7 protein-coding genes are annotated in these 3957 nt (G+C 62.7%); 4 read left to right on the top strand and 3 right to left on the bottom strand.

What is annotated here, in order from left to right:
- The 4 genes from psbH to BG35_RS0107385 all read left to right on the top strand — a co-directional run.
- Positions 1-122, top strand: a 122-nt coding sequence (psbH, locus tag BG35_RS10880; protein WP_034417784.1) for a photosystem II reaction center phosphoprotein PsbH, incomplete at its 5' end; no start/stop codon positions are given.
- Positions 123-257: 135 nt separating this feature from the next.
- Entirely contained in the window at positions 258-554 is a 297-nt protein-coding gene (locus BG35_RS0107395) for a TatA/E family twin arginine-targeting protein translocase (RefSeq protein ID WP_025782329.1), read from the top strand.
- A gap of 42 nt (positions 555-596) precedes the next feature.
- Entirely contained in the window at positions 597-1226 is a 630-nt protein-coding gene (gene pth, locus BG35_RS0107390) for an aminoacyl-tRNA hydrolase (protein ID WP_025782328.1), read from the top strand.
- 1 nt (position 1227) lies between these two features.
- Positions 1228-1485 carry a DUF3146 family protein gene (locus tag BG35_RS0107385; RefSeq protein WP_025782327.1) on the top strand — a complete coding sequence of 86 codons (258 nt, stop codon included), beginning with the start codon at positions 1228-1230 and terminating at the stop codon, positions 1483-1485.
- Here the strand turns inward: BG35_RS0107385 and BG35_RS0107380 are convergent.
- From BG35_RS0107380 to ntcA, 3 genes are read right to left on the bottom strand one after another with little or no spacing between them, the layout of a single operon-like run.
- Complete coding sequence (locus BG35_RS0107380; RefSeq protein ID WP_034417788.1) at positions 1475-1927, bottom strand: RuvC family protein; 453 nt, start codon at positions 1925-1927, stop codon at positions 1475-1477. The two genes, BG35_RS0107385 and BG35_RS0107380, sit on opposite strands and share 11 nt — an antisense overlap.
- Entirely contained in the window at positions 1920-3131 is a 1212-nt protein-coding gene (locus BG35_RS0107375; protein WP_269087830.1) for a DUF3084 family protein, read from the bottom strand. The genes BG35_RS0107380 and BG35_RS0107375 overlap by 8 nt, the downstream gene beginning before the upstream one ends.
- A 60-nt stretch (positions 3132-3191) precedes the next feature.
- Positions 3192-3899: a global nitrogen regulator NtcA gene (ntcA, locus tag BG35_RS0107370; protein WP_071994818.1), complete on the bottom strand. Its 708-nt coding sequence runs from the start codon at positions 3897-3899 to the stop codon at positions 3192-3194.
- Positions 3900-3957: the final 58 nt, after the last annotated feature.

Raw genomic sequence — 3957 nt, 5'->3', positions numbered from 1 at the left:
CCACCACGGTGATGGGAATCTTCATGCTCCTGTTTTTCGTGTTTCTGCTGGTCATTCTGCAGGTTTACAACCAGTCCCTCCTCCTCAACGGCATCAACGTGGACTGGACCGGTCTGGGTTGATAATCACGTCGGAGTAACACACCGGAGCAACGGGCGCCGGCCTTGGGGCATGAGGCTCCATGGCCTCGGCGGGCAGCAACAACAGGGCCTCCATTCCCTAGGCTTTGTTGTTGTTCCCCCTGAGGGATGGGATCCATGAGCGTGTTTGGTGTCGGTCTGCCGGAAATGGCTGTCATTGCCGTGGTTGGTCTGCTGGTCTTTGGTCCCAGGAAGCTGCCGGAGCTGGGGCGCACCCTCGGCAAAACCCTCAAGGCTTTTCAGTCGGCGTCCCAGGAGTTCAGCAACGCTGTCATGGCGGAGGCCAATGCTCCGGAGACGCCTGTAGCCACAACGGAGCAGCAAGTTGCTTCTCCTGCTGTGGTCTCGCCGGCCGAGTCAGGGAGCACACCCAGGCAGCACGGTTCCGAAAACAAGACCGAAGACAAGACCTGAGCGGCGCCGCACCGCCATGTCCGGGACAGGAGACGCCACGCCATGGATCTGTGCTTGATCGCCGGGCTGGGAAATCCCGGCCCCCGCTATGCCGGGACACGGCACAATGCGGGCTTCATGGTCCTTGAGGCCCTGGCCAGTGGTCAGGCCAAGATTGTCTTCCGCAATCAGACCAGACTCAAGGCCCGGTTGGCCGAGATTGGCCAAGGCGAGCAGCGCCTTCGCCTGCTCATGCCCCAGACCTACATGAACGCCTGTGGCGTCTCAATCCGCGCCGCCCTGGATTGGTTCCACTTGGGGCCTGAGCATCTACTGGTTGTTGTGGATGATATGGACCTTCCCCTGGGCCGCTTACGGCTTCGTGGCGAGGGCAGCGACGGGGGTCATAAGGGGCTGCGTAGCACCATCGCCCACCTCAACACCCGGGCTTTTGCCCGGCTGCGGGTGGGCATTGGCGCCCCCGGTCGGGATCCGGCGGCCCGTAAGGCGGCCACCGTCGGACATGTGCTGGGGCGCTTCAGCGCCGAAGAAGATCCCCTGCTGCGTCAGGTGCTCAATGAGGTGGTGGCGGGAATCCACGTTCTCCAACGGCAGGGATTGGGCGCAGCCATGAATAGCCTCAACGGGATCCGGATCCAGAGCAACCCCGGTCCCGGCATCATCACCCACTGATATGGCAAAACTTCCCACCACGACAGCACGCCTCCAGATTCTCAACCAGGATCTTCAGTCGGGCCTTTGCAAGGGACAGGTCTGGGCGGGAGAGTTTGCCTGGGTCTTCCATTGGCGCTTCCGGCAAGGGAAGCTGCGGGTTGAGCCCTCCTTGGGTCGGGCGTTGATTGAGGATGCGTTGCTCCGCTTTCTTCTGCGCTGCGACCACCAGTTGGACGTGGGTGGAGAGTACAACTTTCTGGTCCGGGCTACGGTCTGACGGCTGTGCGGAAGGAGCCAGGCATCACCCGCAGGGAACGGCCCAGACCCCGCTCAAGGATCACCAGAGCCGCCAGGTCGTCCACCGGTCTGGGGGGCTGTCGCAATCCCTCCGGCAACAGGCGCCGCCACCCCCGGGGTGGATGCAGTTGCCAATAGCGCCCACGGGCTTCCAGGGTGGTGTGGGACTCGGGCACCAGTTGGAGGTTCTGGGGGGGCCACCAGGTGAGCAGGTCCACCCGCCAGCGGGTGGACCTGGCGCCATCCCCCAGGTAAAGCGCTGCCGGCTGGCGCTCCAACCACCAGTCCTGGAGATATTGCCAGCACTCATGGGGTGTACAGATCAAGCAGAGGTCAAGCTGCTGCTGGTTGGCGTCACTGCACGCCAGGCCGCATTTGCTGTAGCCGGGGTCCAGGCCAATGGCGCAGCCGCCTTCAGCCATGATCAGGGTCCGAGGCATCCCCCAGGGGGGAATTGAGCCAACGGATGCCCAGATGCAGGGGATCCGCTGTCTCACTGTCCTCCGTGCTGAAGGCCTCCAGGGTGGCCCGGGGAGTTGTGCGGTCCACCAGGCCCTGAACCAGCACACCCAGGGCTTCATTATCAAATACCACCTCTCTGTTCAGAGATCCCAACTGACCGGCCTGGTTGCGGGCCGTGGCCAGGAGCAGGGTGAGCCGCTGATTCACGGCTTCCAGGGAGCGCTCATTCTCTTCAACGACGGTGGACGCCAGGACCTGACCAGTGGCCAGGACCTGGCGGCTGCGGCGGACATCCGCAAAAGCCACCAGGGATTCCTCCCCCAGGAGGACGTTGTTTGCGCTGCGGATAATGACGATCCAGTCTTCCCCGGTCCGCAGGGCCGTGGTGATCTTTTCCACCTCGCTGGTGGGGATGTAAAGGATCTGCTGGTTTGGCGTACGGTCCGGCAGCAGCCGCTCATAGGCCACCCGATTGGCCTGATTCAGCAGGCTGTCAACGGCTTCGGCGCCGTCATTGTCGGCCGGCAGGGTCACCTTGGCCATGGCCAGGGACTCACTGTGGCCAATGGCCACATCGCCACGACGCAACGCCGTGATGCTGCGCCTGAGATTGCGTAACACATTGACCTGGCTGTTGATTTGCTCCTGAAGACCATCCAGTTGTTGGTCCCGTCGGCGCATTTCCCCCAAGAGGACCGCTTGCTCATTCCACAGTTGCTGACGCTGGCCCTCCAGCACATGGACGGTTTGCTGCAACTCCTGGGTCTGGGCCTGCAACATGTCTGTACGCCCCCTCAGCTCCCGCACTTGGGCCTCAGCCTGGCTGCGTCTGTGCTTTGCCTCCAAGAAAGCCTTGCGACTTGCCGCCAGGTTGTCCTGCACGGACTCCAAGGTCATCCGGGTCGCGACGAGATCGTCGCGACTGGTCTGCAGACTTTGCTCAATGCGAACCAACTCAAACAATCCCCGCCGCCAGCGGTCGTTGATGGCGATCAGCAGGGCGAAGCTCAGCGCGGCAATCAGGCTGCCGGTGACGGCTGTAACTACCATGGCGGTGCGTCTGGGGCGCATCCTGAGCAACGACAAACGAGCCTTGCCGATGCGGGTCCCCAGCCGGTCCCCCATGACCGCAAGCACGCCACCCAGCAGCAGGAGCGCAAGAATCAGCAGCCAGCCAGACAGGGGGCTTTCTCCAGAGGACGTTCACGACTCCATTATTGGGTTTCAACTGAACCGACGCGCGAGGGCCACAGGGTCAAAGATGGTAATTCTCTTCCGGTCGATTCTGAGCATCCCCTCGCTGCGCAAATCCCCCAGCAGGCGGGTGATGGTCACGCGAGTGGAGCCAATGGCCTCGGCAATGGCCTGGTGGGAGAGCCGTAGATCGATGGTGATCCCCTGGTCCGCTGGAACGCCAAAGTCCCGGCACAGCACCAGCAAAAAGCTCACCAGTCGGGATGACATATCCCGGTGGGTGAGGGTTTCAATCATGGTCTCCGTCTGCAGGACCCGGGAGGACAGGCCCTGCAGCATCATCAAGCCCACACGGGCGTCCCCCTCGATGGCCTGGCGTACGGAGGTGGCCGGTGCGGAAATCATTTCCACACGGGTAAAGGCAACAGCGTGATAGAAGCGGTCCGAGCGGTGGCCGGTCAATAGAGACAGGACCCCGAACAGGCTGTTTTCCCGCAGCAGCGCCACGGTGATCTCCTCCCCGCTTTCATAGACGCGGGAGAGGCGCACCGCGCCGCACCGCAACAGATAGACCCGCTCCGCGGGATCGCCAGGGAGGAAAATGGTCTTTCCCCGCTCCACCAGATCCAGGGAGCTGCCCGAGAGGCAGCGGATAATTGTGGTGAGGGTTCCCCCGGCAATGGCATCCGTCACGTTCCCAGACGAACGGCTGGGGGATGCGGTCTGAGAAAAGCTCATGGCCAGAGTGGGGACAGAGGCACGGGGCCCACGAAACCATGCTTGCCCATGCTTAGAA

This window comes from Candidatus Synechococcus spongiarum SH4, from assembly GCF_000586015.1.
GTDB lineage: Bacteria > Cyanobacteriota > Cyanobacteriia > PCC-6307 > Cyanobiaceae > Synechococcus_B > Synechococcus_B spongiarum_F.
The sequence above is the reverse complement of the archived record's forward strand: the minus strand, read 5'-3'. Positions and strand labels throughout refer to the sequence as shown.

Bases quoted from the DNA above. Each gene is read 5' to 3' on its own strand.
- BG35_RS0107395 (WP_025782329.1), top strand. From the start codon at position 258: ATGAGCGTGTTTGGTGTCGGTCTGCCGGAAATGGCTGTCATTGCCGTG.
- BG35_RS0107380 (WP_034417788.1), bottom strand. From the start codon at position 1,927: ATGGCTGAAGGCGGCTGCGCCATTGGCCTGGACCCCGGCTACAGCAAA.
- ntcA (WP_071994818.1), bottom strand. From the start codon at position 3,899: ATGAGCTTTTCTCAGACCGCATCCCCCAGCCGTTCGTCTGGGAACGTG.
- BG35_RS0107385 (WP_025782327.1), top strand. From the start codon at position 1,228: ATGGCAAAACTTCCCACCACGACAGCACGCCTCCAGATTCTCAACCAG.
- pth (WP_025782328.1), top strand. From the start codon at position 597: ATGGATCTGTGCTTGATCGCCGGGCTGGGAAATCCCGGCCCCCGCTAT.